Source organism: Nannocystis pusilla (genome assembly GCF_020073745.1).
Taxonomy (GTDB): Bacteria; Myxococcota_A; Polyangia; order Nannocystales; family Nannocystaceae; genus Nannocystis; species Nannocystis radixulma.
In genome coordinates this window covers 15,869-39,637 of record NZ_JAIRAU010000008.1, presented here as the reverse complement: position 1 = coordinate 39,637, position 23,769 = coordinate 15,869, and the positions used below count along the sequence as shown (strand labels likewise).

Annotated in this window: 18 protein-coding genes; 8 read left to right on the top strand and 10 right to left on the bottom strand. The window is 71.8% G+C overall.

All coding sequences use genetic code 11. The annotated features are described in order from the left end of the window. The first annotated feature begins 2 nt into the window (after positions 1-2). Entirely contained in the window at positions 3-2,246 is a 2,244-nt protein-coding gene (locus K7C98_RS09990; RefSeq protein ID WP_224191371.1) for a bifunctional salicylyl-CoA 5-hydroxylase/oxidoreductase, read from the top strand. Between the two features lie 79 nt (positions 2,247-2,325). Here K7C98_RS09990 and K7C98_RS09985 read toward each other — a convergent pair whose 3' ends face one another. Continuing rightward, on the bottom strand, positions 2,326-3,267 hold the full coding sequence (locus K7C98_RS09985) for a hypothetical protein (protein WP_224191370.1): 942 nt from the start codon (positions 3,265-3,267) through the stop codon (positions 2,326-2,328). Positions 3,268-3,293: 26 nt separating this feature from the next. After that, on the bottom strand, positions 3,294-3,554 hold the full coding sequence (locus K7C98_RS09980; RefSeq protein WP_224191369.1) for a hypothetical protein: 261 nt from the start codon (positions 3,552-3,554) through the stop codon (positions 3,294-3,296). Positions 3,555-3,921: 367 nt separating this feature from the next. Between K7C98_RS09980 and K7C98_RS09975 the strand changes: the two genes are divergently transcribed. Next, a complete protein-coding gene (locus K7C98_RS09975) occupies positions 3,922-4,353 on the top strand; it encodes a KGG domain-containing protein (protein WP_224191368.1) in 432 nt (143 codons plus the stop codon). A 221-nt stretch (positions 4,354-4,574) separates the two neighbouring features. Here the strand turns inward: K7C98_RS09975 and K7C98_RS09970 are convergent, their stop codons facing one another. From K7C98_RS09970 to K7C98_RS09950, 5 genes are all read right to left on the bottom strand, one after another. After that, positions 4,575-5,924, bottom strand: a complete 1,350-nt coding sequence (locus K7C98_RS09970) for a cytochrome P450 (RefSeq protein WP_224191367.1) — start codon at positions 5,922-5,924, stop codon at positions 4,575-4,577. A 378-nt stretch (positions 5,925-6,302) separates the two neighbouring features. Further along, positions 6,303-7,604, bottom strand: coding sequence for a D-arabinono-1,4-lactone oxidase (locus tag K7C98_RS09965; protein WP_224191366.1), 1,302 nt, complete (start codon positions 7,602-7,604; stop codon positions 6,303-6,305). 244 nt (positions 7,605-7,848) lie between these two features. Beyond that, entirely contained in the window at positions 7,849-9,033 is a 1,185-nt protein-coding gene (locus K7C98_RS09960; protein ID WP_224191365.1) for an amino acid deaminase/aldolase, read from the bottom strand. Between the two features lie 37 nt (positions 9,034-9,070). After that, on the bottom strand, positions 9,071-9,517 hold the full coding sequence (locus K7C98_RS09955; protein WP_224191364.1) for a hypothetical protein: 447 nt from the start codon (positions 9,515-9,517) through the stop codon (positions 9,071-9,073). A 235-nt stretch (positions 9,518-9,752) separates the two neighbouring features. Further along, positions 9,753-10,190 (bottom strand): hypothetical protein, encoded by a 438-nt coding sequence (locus K7C98_RS09950; RefSeq protein WP_224191363.1) that lies wholly within the window; start codon positions 10,188-10,190, stop codon positions 9,753-9,755. A 508-nt stretch (positions 10,191-10,698) separates the two neighbouring features. Here K7C98_RS09950 and K7C98_RS09945 point away from each other — a divergent pair. Then, the gene (locus K7C98_RS09945) at positions 10,699-11,385 is read left to right on the top strand and encodes a hypothetical protein (protein ID WP_224191362.1); all 687 of its coding nucleotides are present in this window, start codon (positions 10,699-10,701) and stop codon (positions 11,383-11,385) included. 668 nt (positions 11,386-12,053) lie between these two features. On the opposite strand, the gene K7C98_RS09940 is transcribed toward K7C98_RS09945, so the two are convergent. After that, positions 12,054-14,717 (bottom strand): PAS domain-containing protein, encoded by a 2,664-nt coding sequence (locus tag K7C98_RS09940; RefSeq protein WP_224191361.1) that lies wholly within the window; start codon positions 14,715-14,717, stop codon positions 12,054-12,056. Positions 14,718-15,339: 622 nt separating this feature from the next. Here K7C98_RS09940 and K7C98_RS09935 point away from each other — a divergent pair. Continuing rightward, positions 15,340-16,473, top strand: coding sequence for a hypothetical protein (locus tag K7C98_RS09935; protein WP_224191360.1), 1,134 nt, complete (start codon positions 15,340-15,342; stop codon positions 16,471-16,473). Positions 16,474-16,626: 153 nt separating this feature from the next. On the opposite strand, the gene K7C98_RS09930 is transcribed toward K7C98_RS09935, so the two are convergent. Then, positions 16,627-18,480, bottom strand: a complete 1,854-nt coding sequence (locus K7C98_RS09930; RefSeq protein ID WP_224191359.1) for a vWA domain-containing protein — start codon at positions 18,478-18,480, stop codon at positions 16,627-16,629. Between the two features lie 678 nt (positions 18,481-19,158). On the opposite strand from K7C98_RS09930, the gene K7C98_RS09925 reads away from it, so the two are divergent. The 4 genes from K7C98_RS09925 (at position 19,159) to K7C98_RS09910 (ending at position 22,955) form a co-directional block, all read left to right on the top strand. Continuing rightward, on the top strand, positions 19,159-20,310 hold the full coding sequence (locus K7C98_RS09925) for an Ig-like domain-containing protein (protein WP_224191358.1): 1,152 nt from the start codon (positions 19,159-19,161) through the stop codon (positions 20,308-20,310). Positions 20,311-20,344: 34 nt separating this feature from the next. Next, the gene (locus K7C98_RS09920; RefSeq protein ID WP_224191357.1) at positions 20,345-21,187 is read left to right on the top strand and encodes a hypothetical protein; all 843 of its coding nucleotides are present in this window, start codon (positions 20,345-20,347) and stop codon (positions 21,185-21,187) included. 132 nt (positions 21,188-21,319) lie between these two features. Next, positions 21,320-21,673 carry a YciI family protein gene (locus K7C98_RS09915; RefSeq protein WP_224191356.1) on the top strand — a complete coding sequence of 118 codons (354 nt, stop codon included), beginning with the start codon at positions 21,320-21,322 and terminating at the stop codon, positions 21,671-21,673. A gap of 25 nt (positions 21,674-21,698) precedes the next feature. Then, entirely contained in the window at positions 21,699-22,955 is a 1,257-nt protein-coding gene (locus K7C98_RS09910) for an RNA polymerase sigma factor (RefSeq protein WP_224191355.1), read from the top strand. Between the two features lie 176 nt (positions 22,956-23,131). Here the strand turns inward: K7C98_RS09910 and K7C98_RS09905 are convergent, their stop codons facing one another. Beyond that, positions 23,132-23,707 carry a 2OG-Fe(II) oxygenase gene (locus tag K7C98_RS09905; protein WP_224191354.1) on the bottom strand — a complete coding sequence of 192 codons (576 nt, stop codon included), beginning with the start codon at positions 23,705-23,707 and terminating at the stop codon, positions 23,132-23,134. Positions 23,708-23,769 lie beyond the last annotated feature (62 nt).

Below are 23,769 nucleotides of genomic sequence, written 5' to 3'. Positions count from 1 at the left end.
CGGTGAAGATCGCGGTCCTCGGTGGCGGCCCGGCTGGCCTGTATTTCAGCGTGCTCGTGAAGAAAGCGCGGCCCGACTGCGAGGTCGTGGTCGTCGAGCGCAACCGGCGCAGAGACACGTTCGGCTGGGGCGTGGTGTTCTCCGACGGCACGCTCGGCAACTTCCGCCGCGCCGACCCGGAGACGTATGCGGCGATCACCGGCTCGTTCATCCACTGGGATGATATCGACACCTGTTTCAAGGGACAGGTGGTGCGTTCGGGCGGCCACGGGTTCTGCGGGATCGCGCGGGTGCGGCTGCTCGAGATCCTGCAAGACCGCGCGCTGGGGCTCGGGGTCGCGATCGAGTTCGAGACGGAGCACGAGGGGCTGCAGTCGCCGGCGACCCGCGGGGCCGATCTGGTGGTCGCGGCCGACGGGATCAACAGCAAGGTCCGCGGCCAGCTCGCCGAGGTGTTCGCGCCGACGATCGCCGAGGGCAAGGCGAAGTACATCTGGCTCGGCACGACCAAGAAGCTGACGGCGTTCACGTTCTACGTGCGCGAGAACCACCACGGGCTGTTCGTCGTCCACGCCTACCCGTTCGACCGCGAGACCAGCACGTTCATCGTCGAGACCGACGCGGAGACCTGGCGGCGGGCCGGGCTCGACGCGATGAGCACCGAGGAGAGCGTGGCCTACTGCGAGCGGCTGTTCGCCGAGGAGCTCGGCGGACACCGGCTGATGAGCAACAAGTCGAGCTGGCTGTCGTTCCGCGAGGTCAAGTGTGCGCGCTGGTGGTCGGGCAACGTGGTGCTGATCGGCGACGCCGCGCACACGGCCCACTTCTCGATCGGCTCGGGCACCAAGCTGGCGATGGAGGACTCGATCGCGCTGTGCGAGGCGCTGCAGCGCGAGTCGTCGGTGCCGGCGGCGCTGCAGGCGTACCACGAGGCGCGCTGGCTCGAGGTCGCCAAGCTGCAGCGGGCCGCCAAGGTCAGCCAGACGTGGTTCGAGGAGGTCCGCCGCTACAAGCACCTCGACCCGCAGCAGTTCGTCCTCAGCATGATGACCCGCAGCAAGCGGGTGACCTACGAGAACCTGCGCGTCCGCGACCGCGCGTACGTCGGCGGGCTCGACCGGTGGTTCGCCGGCCAGAACGGCTGCGAGGCCCACGAGCCGGCGCCGCCGCCGATGTTCACGCCGCTGCGCCTGCGCGAGCTGACGCTGCAAAATCGCGTGGTGGTGTCGGCGATGTGCCAGTATTCGGCGGCCGACGGGCTGCCGGGCGAATGGCACCTGGTCCACCTCGGCGGGTGCGCCGTCGGCGGGGCCGGCCTGGTGATGACGGAGATGACGAACGTCGCGCCGGAGGGCCGGATCACCCCGGGCTGCACCGGGATCTGGTCGCCGGCGCACGCGGCGGCGTGGCGCCGCGTGGTCGACTTCGTGCACGCGCACTCGACGGCGAAGATCGGGATCCAGCTCGGCCACGCCGGGCGCAAGGGCTCGGCGGCGCACCCGTGGGAGGGCGCCGACACCGGGCTGCAGGAGGGCGGCTGGGAATTGCTCGGACCTTCGCCGGTGGCCTACGCGCCCGGGTTCGCGGTGCCGAAGGCGATGACGCCCGCCGACATGGCGGCGGTGGTCGAGCAATTCCGGGGCGCGGCGCAGCTGGCCGAAGAGGCAGGTTTCGATCTGGTCGAGGTCCACATGGCCCACGGCTACCTGCTGGCGTCGTTCATCTCGCCGCTGACGAACCTGCGGCGCGACGAGTACGGCGGCTCGCTCGCCAATCGCATGCGCTTCCCGCTGCAGGTGTTGGACGCGGTGCGCGCGGCCGTGCCGGCGCACAAGCCGGTGTCGGTGCGGATCTCCGCGACCGACTGGATCCCCGACGGCCTCGACGAGGAGGACGCGGTGGAGATCGCGCGCATGCTCAAGGCCCACGGCTGCGACCTCGTCGACGTGTCGGCCGGCCAGACGACGCCGGAGTCGCGGCCCGAGATCTACGGGCGCATGTTCCAGACCCACCTGAGCGACCGGATCCGCCACGAGGCCGGGGTGACGACGATGGCCGTGGGGGCGATCCAGGACTGGGACCAGGTCAACACGATCATCGCCTCCGGCCGCGCCGACCTGTGCGCGCTGGCCCGGCCGCACCTGCTCGATCCGCACTTCACGCTGCGCGCGGCGGCCGAACAGAGCTACCGCGGGCCCGGGGTGACGTGGCCGCCGCAGTACCTGGCCGCGCGCCCGCGCGGGTGAGGCGGCGCGATGTCCTTATGCACGATGGGACATGTCGTCACGACATGTCCCATCGTCAATGTTCGTGGGCCGCGCGGCCTCAGTTCACGTGGAAGTTGTACTCGACCTCGTACTCGAGGCAGGCGTCGGCCGGGCCCTTCTGCAGGCGCACGTACAGCATCGCGCTCTCGTCGCCGCCGGCCTGGCAATTGATGCTGTAGCTCATGCTGCCGGGGCCGCAGCAGCCCTTCCGGCCCTCGAGCGACAAGGTGCTGGTGGTGCCGTTGGGGCAGGTGAAGACGGTGTCGCCGTCGATGTCACAATCGGCGTACATGCAGACCTCGAGCGGCCCGTCGGCGCTCACCATGACCGACGCGACGCCGTCGGGGTCGTTGTCGTTGCAGCTGTTGCCGCTGAAGTCGCCGAAGAAGCGGTACCAATCGACGTCGGTGTTGCCGTCGAGCACGCCGGAGAACTTCTTCGGCGGGGCCTTGCAGTGCTGGTTGCCGAGGTCGAAGGACTCGGCCTCGGTCTCGTTGGGCTCGGGGCCGGGGTCCATGCACATGGGACCGGTGGTGGTGTCGGGGCCGGTCGAGGTGCTCGTGTCCGTGCTCGTGGTCGACGTGTCGGTGGCGTCGGGTCCCGTCGAGGTGGTCGTGGTGTCCGGCCCGGTGGTGGTGGTGTCGGTCGTCGTGGTCGTCGTGTTGGAGGGGTCGACCGGCGTGGTCGTGCTCATGGTCGCGCCGTCGCTCTCGCTGCCCCCGGGGCCGGCGGTGGTGGTCGGCAGGGCGTTCGTGCCGGTCCCCGGCTCGGCGGTGACGGTCGAGGTGTCGCCGCTCGAGGTGGTGGAGGTCGGCTCGCCGACACTCACCAGACCGCTGCTGTCGAAGCTGCAGGCGAGGAGCAGGGTGAACGCGGTCCAGCGAACCCGAGCGACGGAATAAGGGAGCATCGTCGGAGGGTAGCGCAGCAGCGCGCCGCCGGGCCAGCGCCGCAGCCGCGCGAGCCCGGTCGGCCGACGCAGGCGCGGTGAGGCGTTCACGGCGATCGAGTGCGTGCTTTCCTCTACTACTTGGAGCCGCAGCCCCACTTGCCGCCGCCGCAGACACAGGCGAAATCGCCGCCGGTGGTGCGGTAGACGCAGAACTCGGACTCGCCCCGCGGACATGGAGCACCGGCCGCCGGCACCGCGCGCGGACACGACGAGGGCCCCTCGATCGCCGTGACGTCGCCGGGCGCCTGCGAACCTCCGCCGCCGCTCTTGCAGGCGAATCCGACGAATCCGGCGAGGGCACCGGCGAGGGCGAAGACGGGGAAATTGCGGGTCATCGTGACCCCAGCGTCTCCCTCCCCAGGGTGCGGTGTCAACGCCATCGCGGCCGAGGCGCAGTTTCGCGCACTGCGCTGAGTGAAAATTGCTGTCGTCGCATGCGCAAGTGACTCAGGGTCTCCCGTATTCCTCCAGCGGGCTCAACAGCGAGAACCCCGGCGCAGCGGCCCCGGCGGCGAGATCGCGGCTCGAATTGGGGTCCACGGCCCCCCAGGCGCGCCGAGCTCCGCCTTGCCGAGGCGGTGCAGTCGACCATGGTTCCCTCGAAACGTCCTCTGACGGCGTCATGTGCGCTCTGTCCTTGAGGACATCCATACAAAGAACCCATCACGGCGCGGATACAGGTCCGCGACAGAGGTACCAGCAATGCCGAACAGCACCGGGAAATCAGGGGAGCACCGCGGAGGACGCGGGTTCGCGGGGATGGAGGCGGAGAAGCAGCGGGAGATCGCGCGCAAGGGCGGCCGGGCAGCCCACGAGAAGGGCACGGCGCACGAGTTCGACTCGGAGGAGGCCCGCGCGGCCGGCCGCAAGGGCGGTGAGGTGGTGAGCCAGAACCGCGAGCACATGGCGGAGATCGGGGCGAAGGGCGGCCACGCGTCGCACAGCAACCGCGCCGCGTCCCGCTCCCGCTCCCAGCGCGGAGCGCAGGGGATGACGGGGACGAGCGACGAGCCGCAGGTCGTGGAGGAGCGCGAGGCGTCGACGTCCTCGACCACGCCGGAGAACCGGCCGGAGATGCCCCGCAACGAGCCGATGTCGCCGAGCGGTCGCGACGAGGGCGAGCAGGACCGCTGAGCCGCACGCCGCTGACAGCAGGGCGGTCGACGAGAGCGGCCGCCCGCCGTCATTGGTTCGCTGTCAATCCCGCACGATCTCGCTCGCCAGCTGGGCCGCGCGAACCGGTGAGAGCACGGAGCAGACGAGCGGCGCATGATGTTGTCCTTTTGGACATGTTCTTGAGGGCAGCCGATGGTGCACGTTCGAGCCGGCGCCGGCGAGCCGTGAGCGTCGAGGCGTCAGGCCGGCGAATCGCCGCTGCGGCGGGGGCCCTGAAAGGTGACGCGCACGCCGGTCGCGGGGCCGAGGACGACGTTGCGGCGGCCCGGCTTGACCTCGCGCGGCTCGGCGAGCGCGAGGCGGTAGTGCCGGAGCAGCGTGGCGAGCACGACCTTCATCTCGTAGAGGGCGAAGGCGGCCCCGAGGCAGCGGCGGTGGCCGCCGCCGAACGGTGTGTATTCGAACGGGCTGTACTTCTTGTTGATAAAACGTTCGGGGCGGAACTCGTGCGGCTCGGGGTAGATGTCGGGGCGCACGTGCAGCAGGGCGGTGGCCGCGGCGACGCAGACGCCGGCGGGCAATCGATAGCCGCCGAGTTCGAACGGGCGCGCGAGGGTCCGCGGCGCGTCGGGGGCGATCGGGTAGAGGCGCAGGGTCTCGTGCACGACGGCCTCGAGGTACGGCAGGCGCGCGAGCACCTCGGGCTCGGGGTGCTCGCCGGCGGCGTCGAGCTCGGCGAGCAATTTCTCGAGACGGTCGCGGTCGCGGTGGAGCCAGTAGATCGCCCACGCGAGGGCGATGCCGGAGGTCTCGTGGCCGGCGAACAGCAGGGTGAGCAGCTCGTCGTGGATCTCGACGTCGCTCATGCCCGCGCCGTCGTCGTGACGCGCGGCGAGCATACGGCTCAGGATGTCGTCGCCGACCTCGTCGGGGCGGCTGCGGCGGGCGGCCAGCTCGGCGCTGATGAGGAAGCCGAGCTTCTCGCGCGCCCGTGAGAAGCGCGCCCACGGGCCGCGGCCGAAGAATTCGCGCTGCAGGAACGGGAAGAACAGGATGCTCGGGGCGGTGGCGGCGACGAACTCGAGGATGGCCTGGCGGACGGCTTCGACGCGGGCGGCGTCGGCGACCCCGAACACGGCGCGGATGATGACCTCGAGCGAGATCCACTGCGAGCTGTTCTGGAACGTGAAAGGCTGTCCTTTGGACCATGTCGCGGCGGCGGCGTGGGCCGCGGCGCGGATCGTCTCGCCGTAGGCGCGCATGCGTTCGCCGTGGAAGGCCGGCATCAGCAGCTTGCGCTCCTTGCGATGGCGCTCGCCGGAGAGGAGCAGCAGCGAGAAGTCGCCGACCAGCGGGCGCGCGGCGGCGACGCCGAACGGGGCAAAGGTGTCGGGATCGGCGGAGAAGATCTGCTGCACGCCGGCCGGGCTGCCGGTGATCACGACGTCGCCGTTGACGACGTGGGCGGTGAACGGGTCGCCGTTCTCCGCGAGCATGCGGGCCAGGTAATCGTAGGGGTCGCGGAGATAGCGGTAGGTCTGCAGGAGGGTCAGCTTGGAGCCGGGCGGGAGCGCGCTGCGGGTCGACACGCCAGGGAGGGTGCGCCGGCCCCGGTGGTCCGTCAAACGCGAACGATGTGCACCGGTCCGCTGCGGCGAATCGCCGCACGTTCACGCGCGCTGGCGGCGACGTGGCGCGCGGGATCGCGGGGATGCTGGTGCGGAGCAGGCGGCGAATCGCAAGAGCCCATGCGTCCTCCCTTGCGAGGCCACCCTCCCCGGCGAGTCGGCCGGGCGCACCTGCGTCAGCCGTCGTTTCCTGGTACGAGCCCGGGCTGGCTCTCGGGTCATGAGCGAGGTCCGGGGGTCGTGACGCCGGCGCAATGAGAACCTGGCTGAAAGAGCAGGCGGCGAGATCTTCGCCCGGAGGCCGCGGCGGGCGGTCGCTCTCGGCGGATGTCCGGAGGGTCAGGCGCCGAAGATCTTCGCCAGGTGGTCGTTCATGAACACGCCGCGGGGGTCGAGGCGGCGGCGGACGGCGTGGAAGCGGTGCCACTCCGGGTACATGTCCTGAAGTTCATGTGCGGTGAGGTTGTGGATCTTGCCCCAGTGCGGGCGGCCGCGGTGGTTGCGGAAGATCGCCTCGCAGCCGGCGAAGTAGTCGGCGTACGGCATGCCGGCGTACATGTGGACGGAGATCACGGCGCTGTCGCGGCGGTAGAACGGGCTCAGCCAGATGTCGTCGCCGGCGACCACGCGGTACTCGATGGGGAAGTGGACGCGGACGCGGTCGCGCTCGATGTAGGCCTTGAGCTCGCGCAGGCAGTCGGGGCCGCGCTCGACGGGGACGGCGTACTCCATCTCGTTGAAGCGGACGTCGCGGGGGCTGGGGAACACGCGGTGGCTGTGGTCGGCGTAGTCGGCCTCGGAGATCGCGCGGGAGGCGAAGCGGGCGACCGGGCGCGAGAGGCCGGGGAACAGGCGCACGGCCTCGGAGGCGGCCCAGAACAGGCCGGTCTCGAGCATCTTGTCGGCGAGGACGCGCTTGACGGCGGAGCGCGGGCGCGGCGAGGCGACGATGTCGAGCGCCTTGGTGGCGGCGCGGTCGCTGTAGGGGAACCACCAGAACTCGAAGTGACGGTGGCGCCGGCAGCTGTCCTCGAAGTCAGCCAGGCATTGATTGAGGTCGACGTTCTTGCGGACGTCGCGGAGCACGTAGCTCGGCACGCACTGCAGGCGGACCCGCGCGAGGACGCCGAGGCTGCCGAGCGAGACCTGGGCGGCCTTGAAGATCTCGGGCTCCTGCGTCGGCGAGCACGACAACAGCTCGCCGGTGGCGAGGACGAGGGTGAGGGCGCGGACCTGGGTCGAGATGCTGCCGAACGCGATGCCCGTGCCGTGGGTGCCGGTGCTGACGGCCCCGGCGATCGCCTGGCTGTCGATGTCGCCCTGGTTCTCGAGCGCGAGGCCGTGCTTGCCGAGCAGGCCGCCGAGGTCGCGGATCGTGGTGCCGGCCAGCACGGTCGCGGCCCCCGCCTCGCGGTCGATCTCGGCGATGCCGCTGATCCGCGCCAGCGAGACGAGGGTGTGCTCGGTGGCGACGACCGGGGTGAAGGAGTGACCGGCGCCGACCACCCGCAGCTTGCCGTTGGCGGTGGCTGTCTCTCGGACCAGGTCGCTGAGGGCGTCGACGGTGCTCGGGACCACGAACTGTCCCGGACGACAGGTGACGCCGCCCGACCAATTGGACCAAGTCTTGCGCGCGAACATCGCGGCGGATGGTAGCAGGCGCGCGCGCCCGGACGAAGTCAGCGGCCGGCGCCGACGAAACTGAGACAATCGCCGCCGGCCGCGGGACGATGCAGCGGCGGTGCGGGGTCCGGGCGAGGACGGCGAGCGGTGGTTCGCCGGCGGCCGTGCGGGGTCCGGACGGCGACGCCGAGCAGGGGTTCGCCGGTCCGACGAAGCAGCGGCCGTGGGGCTCGGGCGAGGATGGCGAGCGGTGGTTCGCCGGTCAGACGAAGCAGCGGCCGTCGCCGCGGTAGGTGGGGACGCGGCCGACCACGGCGGCGCCGGCCAGCAGCACGAGCTCGGGGAAGTGCTCGCACAGCTCGCCGGCCTTGGCGTGGCGGAAGAAGATCGGGTCGCCGATGCCGAGGATCTCCGGGCCCGCGTAGGTGACCGGGGTCTGGACCTCGCCGCAGCCCTCGTTGGCCAGCAGGCCGGTGCCGGCCGGCAGGTAAGGGGTCGGTTGCCGATCGCGGCCGGGGCTGCCGGAGGCGATGTAGCCGCCGCCGAAGCAGGTGTAGATGGCCGGAGTCGGCCGCCGCACGATCGGCAAGGCGAAGCCGGCGGCCGGTTGCGGCCGGAAGCTGTCGTAGCCGTCGAACAGGGTCGGTCCGAAGAGGCCGGAGCCGGCCGCGAGCTCGGTGACCGAGGGGTCGGTGCGGGTCAGGTCGAGGCTCCCGGTGCCGCCGCCGTTGACGAACCGCAGGGCGTGGCCGCGGGCCTTGATCGCGGCGACGACCGCAGCGCGCCGGGCGAACACCTCCGGCTGCGAGCGCCGCTTGAGCGCCCGGACGGCGGCGCTCTTGAGCCGCTGGCCGGGCACGAGGTCCTGCAGGCCGGCCAGCTGGGCCTCGTAGCCCATGAGGCCGTCGAGGCGGAGGTGGGCGGTGCCGGCGATGGCGTCGGCGAGGGCGACGGCGCCGTCGACGGCGACCACCGGCGAGCGGCGCACGCCGAAGTGCAGGCCTGGCAGGGTCGAGGACATGTCGAGGTCGATCGCCACCGGCAACGTGACAGCGGCGCGGCCGGCCGCCTCGGAGAGGAAGGGCAGCTGGGCGGGGTCGTCGACCATCAGGCAGATCTCGGCGCCGCCGGCGATGGCGGTGCAGGCGAGGTCGAGGTCGTGGCGGTCGACCGTGGGGTAGGCGACGACCAAATCTTTAAAACCATCGGCGGCGAGGTGGGCGGCCTCACCGGCGCTGTAACAGAGGATGCCCTGAAAGACAGGGCTCATGGCCTGGACGCGGCGGAGGATCTCGCGGCAACGGACCGACTTGGAGGCGAGGCGGATCGGCAGGCTGCCGGCGCGCTCGACCAGGCTGCGGGCGTTGGCGGCCAGCAGGTCGAGGTCGCAGTAGGCGAGCGGGAGGTGCTCGTGGCGGAGTGCGGCGCGCAGCTCGGCGTAGGTCACGGCCGCGGTTCTACCATCATCACCTGCAGCGCGGGCCTCAGGAGCCGGTCGGTGCCTCCTCGGCCACGCGCGGCTTGCGGCCACGACGCGGCGGCAAGCGCAGGGGCTCGGCGTTGCCGGAATCGGCGGACGCGACCTCGAGCTTGCGCCGCCGCGGCTCGGCCTTGCCGCCGCCGAGGTGGATGTCGGCCAGGCGCGCGTCGAGCTCGGGGTCGTCGGCCGCGAACACGCGGGCGTAGGCCAGACCCTGCTCGGCCGTGCGAAGCAGCCGCAGGCGGGACTCGGTGAGCTGATTGTGGAGGGCGTCGAGCTGGGCCCGCAGCTGGTCGAGCTCGTGGGCGTGCCCGCGCACCTGGTCGACGAGGCCCCGGAGGACCCCCTGGTCGACCCCCGGGAACTGGACCTCGGCGAGCGGGCCCTCGAACACGGCCAGGAGGTCGAGGAGCGCAGGAGAGACGGGATCGGCGGTTTCGCTGTCGTGCATGGCTGATCTTCCGTTCAGTGGTGTACAATGGGCGCGGTCGCGCGTCAAGCGGAGCCGCGCGCCAGGGCGCGAGACGAGGTCCGGGCATGCCCTTTCGGGCATGTCTGTTTAGTCATGTCGTTAAAGACAGAGCGAGCGGGCCGGCCGCGGAGAGGGGATTGCATGCGGCCGAATATCGCGGATCTCGAATGTCGGGACCCGGGCCGACGACATGGCATTAGGGAATGTCATACGATCACGGGGTGAGCTCGTAGAACTCGTCGCCGTGGGTGAGGCAGGCCTCGCGCGCCTCGGCGAGGTCGCGGTGGAGCGAGGCGCCGAAGTACTCGGCGCGCATCCTGTCGTAGTCGAACACGAGGAAGCGCGGCGTGATGCAGGCGCCGTGGGCCCGGAGGTGGGGACAGGGGCCGTGCAGCCAGCGACCGCCGGCGGCCTCGCAGGTGCGCTTCTCGTCCTCGACCTTGTAGTTCGCGTCGAGGTGCTCCGAGCACTGGGCCCCGGTGTCGCAGCCGCCGTGAGCCCGCGCGGAGGCGGCGCGTACCGGGTCGGGCAGCGGCTGCCCGGTCGTCGGGCCGCGCACGGGCACGCCGTTCTCGGCGGGCTCGGCCGGCGGGACCAAATGCGGGCAGCCGAGCAGGAGCGCGAGCGAGAGGAGACGCAGGCGGTGGATCACGGGGCGGGCCAGCAGCAGGTGTCGGTGTCGCCAGTGGTCGATGAGGTGCCGGAGCGCGTGGCGGCGACCGGCCGCGAGCTCGAGGCATGCATTCGCCGACGATACGCCCCCGCCCGGGCGGGCACAGCCCCTCCGCGGGAGCGGGCCGGAAGAACAAGTTCTACGATTTCCGGGCGAGTGGCGAGGATCTCTCGAAAACTCACGCGTAGCGCCTGCCCGGCCCGCTGGGCGGGAGCGTGGCCGCGCCGCAGCGATCACGGATCCGCGCAGGTTTGGTTCGTCCGTCGCTCGAGCCGGGTCGCAGCGGCGCCAGAACACCATTCAGAAGCCTGGCTCTTAAGACAGGCGAATACGCGATAATACTCGTCGTGAGGGTGCATGTGCGACCCGCGCGGAGATTGTGAATAGTGCGAATTTGCGACGAACGCGGGGCCGGGCGCACTGCGCACGTCGATTCGCGTTTACGGCGCACAGGCCAGGGATTTAGTCTGCGACGACAGGAGATCGAATGTCCCGCACCGCCTTGCCCCTCGCCGTCGTCGTCGCCGCGTCGCTCGTCTGTCCCGAGGCCGCGGCCGCGCCTGTCCGATCGACCCTGGCCTCCTGGTCAGCCGCGGCGCAGACCCAGCCCGAGGCCGCACCCGAGGCCGCACCCGAGGCCGCGCCGGTGAGCGAGGCGCCTCCCCCGGCCCCGCAGCCCTACGCCGATCCCAGCGCGACCGGGACGCCGCCGGAGGGCCCAGCCGCCGGCACCGTCTATGCGCCGCCGCCCTCGCCGCCGCGTTCGCGCCGCAAGGGGCTGATGATCGCCGGCTGGACCATGTTCGGCGCGTCGTACCTGTTCACCGCGCTGATCGCCGGCATCGTCCACGACACCTGCAGCATCGCCAGCGCGCCGAACTGCCGGCGCGCGGCCGGCTACTCGTTGATCCCGCTGGTCGGGCCGTTCTTGACGATCCCGTACCTCCGCACCGACGCGATCACGCCCAAGGTCTTCATGGCCATGCCGGCGCTGGTCCAGATCGCCGGCCTCGCCATGGGCATCGCCGGCACCATCCAGTTCGTCAACGACGGCAAGTCCCCGCGCGTGGCCGATGTCGACGGCTTCAAACTGGGTCGCACCCGCCTGCGCGCCAACGTCGGGCCGACGCCGTTCCTCGACGGCGGCACGTTCATGCTCGGCGGCCGCTTCTGAGGCTCGAGGTTGGCGCGCGTGCACGTCCGCGGGCGCGCGTGCACGGCCGCCGAAGAATGGCACGCGGAGGGCGGGAGGTTGAGGCCAGGCGGTGGCTTCTGAAGCTCGACCGCGGGCGCGCGTGCACGGCCGCCGAAGAATGACACGCCGAGGGCGGCAGGTTGAGGCCAGGCGTGGCTTCTGAAGCTCGACCGCCGGCGCGCGTGCACGGCCGCCGAAGAATGACACGCCGAGGGCGGGAGTTGATGCCAGGCGGTGGCTTCTGAAGCTCGACCGCGGGCGCGGGTGGGCGGGAGGTTGAGGCCAGGCGGTGGCTTCCGAGGCCGACGCGCGGAGGTCCGCCGCGGAGAATGACACGCCGTGAATGATGCGAGATGGCGTCCGCTCGGCGGCCAGTCCTGGCCGTCGAGCGGGCGCTCGTGATCTGTCCTCGGGACATCTCGCATCGAAGCCCGCGACGGCGTGTCGGCCTCTCACGGCTGCAGCCGTGCCAGGGGTCCGGGGAAGGGTCGGTCGCGAATACGAGGGCAAGAAGACCCCGACGCAGGAGGGGTCATCGGCACGCTGAACTCGCGGCCGACCCTTCCCCGGACCCCCCGGGAGGCGCAGTCGGCATTTCGCGAAGCACCACACCGATGAGCCCATCAAAACATGTCCCGAAGGACATGTCATGCGGCCGAGCGAGGCCCGGCAGAGCGCGACAGCAGGGCGATCAGTCGGTCCGGGTCGGCCGGCTTGGTGAGGTGGTGATCGAAGCCGGCCGCCTCGGCGCGCCGGCGGTCCTCGTCCTGACCCCAGCCGGTCTGGGCGACGAGCATCGTCCGGGCGCCCCACGGCTGCTGGCGGATCCACCGACAGACCTCGTAGCCGTCGAGCTTGGGCATGCCGATGTCGAGGAACACGACGTCGGGGCGGAACTCGGTACATGCGCGCACGGCCGCCTCGCCGTCGTAGACGGTGTGGACCTCGTTGCCGAACGCCTCGAGCAACATGGCGAGGGTGTCGGCGTTGTCGACGTTGTCGTCGGCGACGACGATCCGCCAGCCGCTCGGGCGCCCGGCGAGGGCGGGGCGGGCGCGCGGGCGGGTCGGGGCGTCGGCGACGGCGAGCGGGAGGTCGACGATGAATTCGCTGCCGCGCCCGAGCCCCTCGCTGCGCGCCGAGATCTGGCCGCCGTGCATCTCGACGAGGCCGCGGGCGAGCGCGAGGCCGATGCCGAGCCCGCCCTCCGAGCGCGACTGGGTCGGACCGACCTGGGAGAACATCTCGAACAGCCGCGGCAGGTGCTCGGCGGCGATGCCGACGCCGGTGTCGGCGACGCAGATCCGGACCCGCTCGCCGAGCACGGCGGCCGTCACCCGGATCGTGCCGCCCGGCTCGGTGTACTTGGCGGCGTTGGTGAACAGGTTGGAGAACACCTGCGCCAGCCGCACCGGGTCGGCGTCGAGGATGACCGGGGTGGCCGGCAGGTCGACCTCGAAGCGATGACGGCGCGCGTTGATCCACGGCTCCGCGGTCTCGGCGGCGCGCGCCATCACGGAGGCGAGGGTGATCGGCTCGCGGCGCAGGGTGAGCCGGCCGCGGGTGATCCGCGAGACGTCGAGCAGGTCTTCGAGGAGGTGCGCCATCTGTTCGACCTGCCGGCCGATGACGGCCACGCCGGCGGACCGCTCGGGCGCGTCGCGGGCCACGGCGAGCAGCGCGAGGGCGTTGCGGATCGGCGCCAGCGGGTTGCGCAGCTCGTGGGCGAGCGTGGCGATGAAGGTGTCCTTGCGCTGATCGGCCTCGCGCAGCGAGGCCTCGATGCGCTTCTGCGCGGTGGTCTCGATGACGGTGATGCCGACCCCCAGCAAGCGGTCGCCGGCGCGGATCGGGTATTGACTCAGCAACCAGTGGCGCAGCGAGCCGGAGCCCCGCGGGTCGCCCTGCATCTCGATGTTGACCCGCTCCAGGCCGTCGCGCAGGCCGTCGCGCAGCAAGGGCTCGAAGAGGGGCCACAGGGTGGGGACGACCTCGGCGACGGTGCGGCCGATGTGGTCGGCGGGCGGGAGGCCGTTGAACTCGGCGAGCTTGTCGTTGACGCGGACGTAGCGGGACTCGCGGTCGATGAAGGCCATGCCGATCGGCGCCCTCATGACGAGCGCGTCGATGAGGGCGAAGCTCTCGGCGAGCTGCGCGGCGGTGGCCTTGCGCTCGGTGACGTCGCGGACGATGCCGATGTTGCGCAGCGGACGCGGCGGCCGGACGTCGGTGTCGAAGACGGTGCGGCCCTGACAGCCGAGCCAGCGCACGCTGCCGTCGCCGCGGACGATGCGGAATTCGAGGTTGTCGCTGCCGTCGCCGTCCGGATCGAGGGCGGCCTGCACGGCGGCCCGCACGGCGGGGAGGTCGTCGGGGTGCACGCGCGCGCGCAGGTCGGCGACCGTCAACTCGCCGTCGTCGGGGACGTCGAACAGGCGCCGGGCCTCGCGCGTCCACTCGAACCGGACCGAGCCGTCGCGCGCGAACACGGTGGCGGTGACGCCGAGCCCGGTCGCCTCGACCGCCAGGCGCAGGCGCTCCTCGCTGGCGCGCACGAGCGCCTCGGCCTGGCGCTGGGCGGTGACGTCCTTGAGGAAGCCGACGACGCGGACGACCTGCCCGCCGGCGTCGTGGACCTGCTCGCCGACGTCGTGGAGGATGACGTATCGCCCGTCGCGGTGGCGCACGCGGTACTCGACCGCGAGGCTGCCGCCCTCGCGCGAGGCGCGGTAGCGCGGCAGGTCGTCGGGGTGCACGAGGGCGCTCCAGTCGATGCGCTCGCCCAGCTCCTGCGCGCTGTAGCCGAGGATCGGCAGGCAGGCGCCGCTGAACATGGCGCGGCCGCTGTTGCGGTCGAAGTCGTAGAGGATGTGGCCGCTGGCCCGCACGGCGGCCTCGTAGCGGTCCTTCCACGCCCGCTCGCCGGCGGACACGAGCGCGAGCTCGCGGGCGCGGGCCTCGGCCAGCCGCCGCGCGGCGTGCAGCGATTCACACAACCACGCGACGGCGAGCGCGACGAGGGCGAAGATGCCGAGGTCGACGAGGTCGCTCCATTGTTGCACGGAGTCGGCGAGGTCGAAGCAACAGACGTCGAGGACGGACGAGAGGGCGATGGTGAGGAGCGCCGGCCCGAGCCCGCCGAGCCACGCCGAGACGCCGGCGGCGCCGGTGAACAGGAGGAGGATCGGCGGCCGGGGCTCGAGCGTGACGGCGAGGAAGAGGCGCAGACCGGCCGCCAGCGCTGTGATGCCGACGGCGAACGAATAACGGCGAGGCTTGCTGCAGCGGGCGTGATCGATGAGGCGGGCCATCCGAGCTCCTGGCGGTCGCCACACCATCGGCGCCGGCTCCGCCGCCCGCAGGTCGCGAGCGCACCGGCGAGAGTAGGAGCCGCCAATTGGAGTTCAAGACGCGGCGTCTGGAATTAATCAAGACGCGGCGTGAGCCGGCGAGCACCGTCGGAGCGCGGTCGGCGACGCCGCCGAGGTGACGGACGCTTCACGCGGCGCACACGGCGGCGGGCGCGATCGTCGGCGGCGAATCCGGCAGCAGGGTCCGCTGGGTCCGTCCAATGATTGTCGATGTCCTCGAGGTCATGTGAATTCGGCCGCGGTCCTGCGAACCCGATGCTCCGCGAGGGGCGGCGCACGCGGGCCAGGCGATCAGGTGTGGGACCCTTGCAACCGCAAGACCTGGACGGAGGAACAGGATGCTGTCCGTCGGAGGTAGCGCGCATGGGTGGTCGGGGGCGGCTGGTGCTCGTCGGTCGAGCCGGCGCCGGCGCGGTCGGAAGTGAGCTGTCCTGGGGGACATGTGTGTGGGGCGGTGGCGATGGGCGCCTGTCCTCGGGGACATATCCTGGAGACGGCGCGCTGCGGACGTGCGATCGCCAGGTCGCTACTCGGCGGCCGTGGGGGGTGGTATAGTGGACAGATGCGTGGCTTGACCGCGATTCGCGTGCTCGTGGCGGTGGGGTGGATGATGGCGAGCGCGGCCCCGGCCCGCGCGCACTGCGGAGACGATTGCGCCGACCCGCTGCCGCTGCAGCTGTGGCCGGCGAGCGCGGAGCTGGCGGCCGACGGCGTGCTCTCGTTTTACGCCGGGTTCGGGCGGGCCGATGCGGCGCTCGAGTTCTTCACGCTGCGGGTGCTCGACGGGCAAGGCGAGGAGGTGGCCGGGAGCTTCGAGCTGTACGAGGAGTTCTCGACGTTCGTCTGGCGCCCCGCGCAACCGTGGACCGCGGGGGCGACGTACACGGTGATGACGTACGTCGACACCGCCGCGTGGGCGAGCGCGGTGTACGGGGCAGCGCCGGGGGCCTGCGTGACGTACGAGCGGGAGAACGCGGTGACGATCGCGGCCGAGCCGCTGCCGCCTCCGGCTGCCCCGCCGCTGGCGGTGACGAGCACGCACGTGATCGAGACGAAGGACCGGCTCGCGGATCTGGTCTGCTGCGACGGGGCGTATCCGCGGCTCGAACAGGTCCAGGGGCACTGTCCGGCGAGCGATCCGGAGCGGGTGGAATACGCGGATGGTTCTTGCACGCACCTGCGCACGCACGGGCAGCTCGACGTCGCGTACGAAGTCGAGCACAGTATGCTGCCGGCGCTCGCGGCGGGTAACTTCGCTCACCGCCTGCTCGGGCCGGACGATCAGGCGTACACCGGGAAGCTGGCCGGGCTGCGGGCGCCGGGGTGCCTGCGCTTCGAGTCGCTCGATCTGGCGCGGGGAGAGGTGTTCGTCGACGAGCGCTGTCACGGCGACGGTCTGGCCGACCAGCTCGGCCCGCTCGAGCTCGACCCGTCGGACATGCTGGCGGGGCAATGCGAGGGGCCGGCGTACGTATGCGAGGGGCAAATGTCCTGGGACCCCGACAGCTGCAAGACCTGGCCGGACGGCGAGGACTACATGGGGGTGGCGCCGGAGGACTCGCCGCCGGGCGAGCCGGCGGAGGAACCCGGTGCGCCGGAGGCCGCAGGGGCGGGGACGGGCTGCAGCGCGCACGAGCGGCCGGGGCTGCTCGCGCTGGTCGTGCTCGTCGGGCTGGCCCGGCGCCGGCGTGCGTGAGATGTCCCGGAGGACAGGTGTGTCGGTGCGAGGGGACTGCAAGGCTTTCGGAGGAAGTCCCGCAGTATTTCGCCAGCGCAGTCGGCGGCGCATTCATCCAGGGCGGCGTAGCGCCGCGTGATATGTCCGTCGGGACATGTCACTGATCCGCGATCAGCCGGGGATGCAGTACTGCAGAATCTCGTCGGCGACGGTGGTGAGGGTCTGCGGCAGCTCGCCGTTGCCGGCCTGGAGGTAGAGGGGGACCATGCCGTTGGGGTCCTTGGCCTGGTAGCCGCTGCCCATCTGCGCGCAGTTGGCGTCGAAGTCCTTGGCGGTCTGGCCGGCGCAGGCGACGTCGTTGAGGAACTGGACGGCGCCGGCCTGGGCCTCGGCGCCGAAGAAGCCGACGACGTAGGTGCGGATGCCGGCGGCGGCGAGCTTCTGGGTGACGAGCAGGGGCGAGGGGTCGGGGCAGCTGAGGTCCCAGTCGGCGCCGTCGGTGACGAGGACGACGTACTGCTCGCGGCCGGGGACGGCGTGGTCGACCAGCCAGGTCGAGGCGGTCTCGAGCGCGGTGCCGGTCGGGGTGGTGTTGCAGATCAAGGTGGTGAGCGGGTCGACGGCGGCGGCGATCGCCGGGCCGGCCGCGAGCGCAGGCGGGACGAGGATCTCGGCGTCCTGACAGCTGGGGTTCGTGGCCTGCTTGGTGTCGAGGATCCGCTCGGCGAGGGTGATGCACAGGCCGCCGCCCGGGTCGCGCGGCCACAGCTCGAGGCCGAAGCGCAGGTCGGTGTCGAGGCCGTTGCCGCCGACGACCTGCTCGATCGCGCCGATCGCCTGGGCCCACTTGCTGCTGGCGTAGTTCGGGGCGTCGACGGGGGTCTCGCCGTCGGGCGTGCGGTGCATGCTGAGGGTGCGATCGAGGGCGAACAACACCTCGGGGGCGTCGCAGGTCTTGTCGCAGCCGCAGCACAGCTGACCGGCGACGGACTTGAGGGCGGCGCCGAGCTCGTCGGCGTTGTCGGCCTGCAGGTACACGGGAATGTCCGCACCCTCGACGGCGACGAAGCCGTCGGCGGTGGGGACACACGGGCCCGGGAAACCCTTGGCGGTGCGGCCGGCGCAGGCGAGGTCGTTGAGGTACTCGGTGGCGCCCATCGCCGCCTCCTCGCCGTTGAAGCCGACGATGAAGGTCTTGATGCCCTGTTCGGCGAGGTCCTGCACGGCGGCCAGCGGCGAGGGCTCGGGGCAGCTGAATTCCCAGTCGGCGCCGTCGGTGACGAGGATCGCGTACTGCTCGCGCCCGGGCTCCTTGTTGGCGGCGAGGTACTCGCCGGCGGTGACGAGGGCCTGGCCGGTGGGGGTGGTGTTGCACAGCAAGGTGGCGGCCGGGTCGATGGCGCCGGCGATCGCGGCGCCGTTGCCGAGCTCGGGGCCGATGACGACCTCGCCGGCCTCGCACATCGGGTTGGTGGCCGTCTTGTTCTGCTCGATGCGCTCGGCCAGCGTGACGCATGCGCCGCCGCCGGGATCCCTCGGCCACAGCTCGAGGCCGAAACGGACGGTGTCGTCCTGCGGCGCGGCGGTCAGGGTCTCGATGGCGGAGATCGCCAGGGCCCACTTGCTGCTGGCGTAGCCGGGGGCGTCGACGGGCGTGGCGCCGTCAGGGGTGCGGTGCATCGATTGCGTGCGGTCGAGCACGATCAATGCGTCGGGCGGGAGGCAATCGGCGCCGTCGGTGGTGGTGCCCGGCGGCTCGGTGGTGGCGTCGGTGGTGCTGGTGACGGGCGGATCGACGGTGGTGGTCGGGACGGTGGTGGGACCGTCGGTGATGCCGGTGGTGGTGCCCGCGGTGGTGCCGGTCGGCTCGCCGTCGGTGGCGCCGGTCATCGTGACAGCGTCGGTCATCGTCGCCGGCGCGCTCGACGGCTGGGTGGCGGTCGCGGCGGTGTCACGACCTCCGTCGTCGCTGCAGGCCGCGAGGAGCGCGAGGAGGGCCATCGGACGGCAATAGCGAGAATTCATCGGGCGAGCGTACCGCGAGGCGCCTGGTCGCCGCATCGGGGCGCGGCCGGGCGCTCGCGGTGCACCCGCGCTCGCAGGTGCACCGTGAGGTTCGAGTGGCGCGCGGGCGCGCGTGCTCGATGCGGACGTTCGCATCGATGCGCGAGGTGGTCGAAGAGACAGGTGATGCGCTCGCGGCTGCGCACCGCGGCGGGGCGACGCGCGGGCGGTGAGTCGTGAGATGGCCGGAGAGACATGTGATGTGGCGGCGTGAGCCGGGCGGCGGTGCGGTGGCGAGATGTCTCGAGAGACATGCGCTACGAGGGCGGCGATGCGCGCTGCGAAGTCGTGCTGTCCGGGCGAGGCGTCGGCCTGGGGGGCGAGCGGTGGTGCGGTGACGAGATGTCTCGAGAGACATGTGCTGCGATAGCGGCGATGGCGTTGCTGTCGGTCGTGCTCGCTGCGCTCGACGTGAGGACGTGTCCCGAAGAGGTGCCTCCGGCGAGATGTCCTTGGAGACAGGAGCATATGTGTCGTGAGTCACGATTCGCTCCTGCGGCGGGCCTCGCGCGGGGTCGGTGGTCGCTGGAGGCAGAATCGGCGACTCGCGGGGCGGCGCCGGCAGCGCTCGCGGGTGATCGAGAATAATGCAGTCCTCGGTGTAACGCTCGCCCTGGTGCGGGCACTCCAGAGGCGCGCATGCCAGGTCGTCATCGAACCAATTCCTCCGCGCTGGTGCTGTGCGCCGCGCTCTCCTCCGCCTGCCAGCTGGTCTCGCTGCCCGAGCAGGACAGCGACGGCGCGATGAGCGACACCGACGGGACGACGGCGGAGCCCGGTCCCACCTCGGGGGAGGTGCCCACCACCGGCGAGGCGCCGACCACGGGTCCGGTCGATCCGTCGGGCGGGACGCCGGGCGAGTGCGACTTCCCGGGCGCGGTGCAGCCGATCTTCACGGGGAGCTGCAGCTGCCACGCGGGCGGTCAACCGGCGGGCGGGCTGTCCCTGGCGACAGGCGAGTCGTTCGCGGCGCTGGTGAACGTCGAGAGCTCGCAGGCGCCGGGGGTGCTGCGGGTGGCGCCGGGAGATCCCGCGAGCAGCTTTTTGATGGAAAAGCTCTCGCCGGCGCCGTCGGTGGGCCAGCAAATGCCGCTCGGCGGGATGTTGTCCGAAGGACAGGTGGCGACGATCTCGGCGTGGATCGCAGCGGGGGCGCCCGAGACGGAGGTGTTCGCGTGCTCGTCCGGCGGCCAGGAGGGCGAGGTCGGGGAGATCGAGCTCGAGGTCGACGGGCCGGTGCAGGTGCTGGTCGGCGAGACGACGCCGCTGACGGCGCTGGTGACGAACGAGGAGGGCGAGCCGGTCGACGTGACATTGACGTGGACGAGCAGCGCGGAGCTGACGCTGTACGTCGACGGCAAGGGGGTGCTGCTCGGGGTGTCCCCGGGGACAGTCGAGCTGACGGCGAGCGCGGGCGGAGTGACGAGCGCGCCGGTGACGGTCGCGGTGGTCGACCATGACCCTCCCGCGGCCACGTTCACGCAGGTGCGCGCGCTGACGGACCAACGCTGCGCGGTCTCCGGCTGCCACGTCGACGGGGTCGAGCCCGGCGACCTGCGCTTCGATCGCGAGCCCGACCGGCTGTGGGAGGAGCTGATCGAGGACGAGGCAGAGCAGGTCGACATGCCGCGCGTGCAGGCGAACGCGCCGACGAACAGTTACCTGATGCACAAGCTGGTGCTGCGCACACCGGCCGTCGGGGCGCAGATGCCGATCGGCGGCAGCCCGATCGCGGCCGCGGAGGCGCAGGTGATCTTGCGCTGGATCCTCTCGGGGGCCGAGTTTAATTGATCGACTGGATCGAGTCGGCGTCGAGGGTAGGAATATGCTGGTCTTATGGACATGTCTCTTTGGTCTGTTGATGCCGTCGCCCGCCGCGGAGGCGCCGGCGGACGCGTGGCGGGCGGAGGAGCTCGTGACGGTGAAGCCGAAGGCGCCGGCGGTCGAGGCTCCCGCCGAGACGAAGCCTCGGCCGCCGCAGGTGAAGCCGGCGAAGAACGCCGCGAAGGCGAAGGGCAGGAGTGAAGCGCGAGCCGGGGCGCCGCGACGAGCGGCGGTCGAGGAGGTGCCGCCGGTAGGCGGGGCGAACGAGGTCGAGAGCGCGGCAGAGGGGGGGACGGGCGAGCTCCCCGCGAGCGAGGACGACAAGGTCGTGGCGGACGGGATGGCGGGCGAGCCGCAGGGCGCCGCTGCGAGCGAGCCCGCGGTGGCGTCGACCGAGGTGGCCATGCCGGTGCGGCCGGTGGAGGCGAGCGCGGAGGAATCGGCGAGCGAGGCGGCGCGCTGCGAGCTCGGGCCGGTGCCGACGACCTCGGAGGTCGACCCGGTGCGGCTGCGCAAGGGGCGGGCGCAGATGTTCGCGGGCGCGGGCCTGCTCGGGGTCGGCGTCGTCGGACTCGGGGTGATGGTGAGCGGGTCGTACATCCAGCGCTTCTCGGCGCACGAGCTGGCCCGAGGGACAGGTTACTCGGAGGAGGCGCTGGCGCCGCTGCGGGCCCAGCACGACCGGGGCGAGACGATGCTGGCTGTCGGCGCGGTCACGGCGGCGTTCGGCGCGGTGCTCGGGGTGACGCTGCTGGCGACGGGCGCCCGCGACATGAGGGCCGCCCGCGGCCGCGTTCAGGTGGCGCCCACGCTCGCCGGGCTGGTGCTGAGCGGCCGATTTTGATGACGACGGGGCGCGGAGTGCGCGAGGGGCGAGACGAGGTCGAGAAAAAAGTTGGAGGGGCTGTCGATCGTCGTCGGGCTCGATCGTCGGCGGGACGAGGCCGGTCATGACGGACCGGGAGGAGTCACGACGATGAAGTACATGATCATGATCTTCAGCAGCGAGCAGGCCTGGAACGCGCTGCCGGAGCAGAAGCAGCAGCAGATCTTCGGCGAGTACGAAGCCTACACCGAGGAGATGAGGCGGGCCGGCGTGCTGTGCGGCGGTGAGGCGCTGCAGCCGTCGACGACGGCGACGACGGTGCGCAGCTCGGAGGGCCGGACAATCCACGTCGACGGGCCGTTCGTGGAGACGAAGGAGCAGCTCGGCGGGTTCTGGATCGTCGACTGCGCCGACCTCGACGCGGCGCTGGCGTGGGCGGCGAGGATCCCCGAGGTGGTCCACGGGATGGGGTCGGCCGAGGTGCGGCCGGTGATGGTGTTCTAGCCGGCGGCGTGGGACCCTCGGCGGGGTGAACGGCGTCGCCAGGGCGATCGATGCCATCTTCCGCGCCGAGTCGGGCGCGGTGCTGGCGACGCTGATCCGCCTGACCGGCAGCTTCGAGCTGGCCGAGGACGCGCTGCAGGACGCGCTGACGACCGCACTCGAGCGCTGGCCGGTCGACGGGCTGCCGCACTCGCCCGGGGCGTGGTTGACGACGACGGCGCAGCGCAAGGCGCTCGACCGCCTGCGCCGCCGTCGCAACGCGGACCGGCTCGGCGCACACGTCGAGGCCGAGCTGCTGCGGACCCGCGCCGACGAGGGTCGACCCGACGTCGGACCGGGCGGGCCGGTCGCGGACGACCGCCTGCGCCTCATCTTCACCTGCTGTCACCCGGCGCTGGCGCCCGAGGCCCAGGTGGCGCTGACGCTGCGCACGCTCGGCGGGCTGTCGACGGCGGAGATCGCCCGCGCCTTCTTGACGAGCGAGTCGACGATGGCGCAGCGCCTGGTGCGGGCGAAGCAGAAGATCGCGCGGGCGAAGATCCCCTACGCGGTGCCCGACGCGGCCGCCCTGCCCGCGCGCGTCGAGGCGGTGCTGGCGGTGATCTACTTGATCTTCAACGAGGGCTACCTGGCCAGCGCGGGCGCGTCGGCGATCCGCCGGGAGCTGTGCAGCGAGGCGATCCGGCTGGCCCGCGTGCTGGCGACGATCCTGCCGAACGAGCCGGAGATGACGGGGCTGCTGGCGTTGATGCTGCTGCACGACGCGCGACGCGAGGCGCGGACCGACGACGAGGGGGCGCTGATCCTGCTGGCGGAGCAGGACAGGTCGCGCTGGGATCGCGGCCAGATCGCGGAGGGCCTCGAGCTGGTGGCGCAGGCGCTGCGACAGGGCCGACCGGGGCCGTATCAGTTGCAGGCCGCGATCGCGGCGGTGCACGTCGAGGCGGACTCGGCGGAGGCTACCGACTGGTTGCAGATCTTCCTGCTCTACACGGAGCTGCAGGTGCGCCACCCGACGCCGATCGTGGCGCTCAACCGGGCGGTGGCCGCCGGGTTCGCCGGGCGCCCGGAGGTGGGGCTGCGCGCGCTGGCAGAGCCGGAGGTGGCGGCGGCGCTGGTCGATTACCCCGGCTTCTACCTGGCGCGCGGCGAGCTGCTGCGGCGCGTCGGCGAGCTGACGGCAGCCCGCGGCTGCTTCGAGCGCGCGGCCGAATTGACGGACAACGCCCAGGTCCGCGGGGCGGCCGCGCGGCAGCTGCAAGCGCTGGCGAACCTGCCGTGAACAGCGGCCGACGCCGTACTCGATCCGCCACGACGAGGCGGCGGCCCCTCACGTCGGTTAAAAAATTCAGCGTAGACCTCGAGCGACTGTTCGACGCCGGCGGCCGGGGTGAATTTCAGGATATGTTGGATAGGGCATGTCTGATAGGGCATGTGCCATGAGGCATGCTCGATAGGTCATGCGTGCTCGCGGCGGTACATGACGTCGCTGCGCAGGACGTGCTTGACGCCGCGCAGGACGGGGGCGCCCTGGTGGCGGATCGGGTGCTCGAACAGGAGCGCCGTGCCGCGCGCCGGGGTGACGCGCAGGACCTCGCCGTCGGGGTCGAAGTCGGTGCTGCCGCCGGTGAACTCGGCGTCGAGGTAGATCATGAAGGTGAGCAGGCTGTGCTCCCGGGTATCTCGGAAGTACGAGCCATCGTGGTGCCAGCGGAAGTACTGGCCGGGCTCGTAGCGGTAGAAGCGGAACCGCTCGTTGAGGCCGACGGCGCGCCAGCGGCCCTGCCGCTCGGGCACGAACGGGGCCAGACGCTGCCACAGCCGGGCCGCGCGCTCCTCGTCGTCGAGGATCACCCGGGTGTTGTTGCGGACCTCGGGGGCCATCACGAAGCCGCGGGCTGTCGTGATCGGGGCGGCCGTGAAGCCGATGCCGTGGGCGAGGCGGAGCAGCTCGGCGCACTCGTCGGCGGTGCAGAAGTCGTGGACGGTGAAGATGTCGTCGCCGCGGATCGCGGTCTTGGTCAACGTGTTCATGCCAGGACAGTGGCGCCCGCAGGCCCGGCGGACGAGGACACGACCGGGCAGAACCGGGCAAG